A 573-nucleotide genomic window follows, 5' to 3' on the forward strand; every position below is an offset into this window, starting at 1 on the left:
CTCTTCATATCATCAACCCTGTATTATTAAAAGCAAAGACTTCCTTTAATAATTTTACTGATACGTATTATTTATTAGAATATATGAAAATCGAAATACTCCATATTCTTAGACGTTTTAAAGCCATGCTAGGGTATCTTATAAAATATCTCAAATCGGAATCTGTAGAAATGCATACACTTAATAAGCGACGCGATAATTTACCAATTATTTCTTTATTTAATCGATAATTTAACTTAGTAAGTGAATTAGAGAACATCTTTTCAATGATGTTCTCTTCTTTTATTACGTAAATAATTGCTAAGGTAATTACCTAGATTAAACGAATCATAAAGGAAGATAAAACAAAATAATAACAGAATCATGTCACAATTCCACAATATAGAACAAGATTAGAGGCATTATTGATGAGTCATAAAAAAAGATTAAAGTTACTTAAGCATAGACTAATGTTCACTCAATTACAGGTTAATTTTATTTTAGATGGCAAATTTATCAATCTGAAAGTGAACTGTAGTTAAGTAAATAGATGGGATAAAATGGAATGGATTTAGTCTTACTATCTTCTAAAAG

The 573-nt window shown here is 26.9% G+C and carries 1 pseudogene; it reads left to right on the forward strand.

Features of this window, described 5'->3' with window-relative positions:
• Positions 1–230 (forward strand): annotated as a pseudogene (locus EII23_RS12255) (replication protein); the annotation flags it as partial.
• Between the last annotated feature and the right edge of the window lie 343 nt (positions 231–573).

Origin of the sequence: Desulfovibrio sp. OH1186_COT-070, from assembly GCF_003860215.1 — a bacterium.
In the GTDB taxonomy this organism is placed as follows: domain Bacteria; phylum Desulfobacterota; class Desulfovibrionia; order Desulfovibrionales; family Desulfovibrionaceae; genus Desulfovibrio.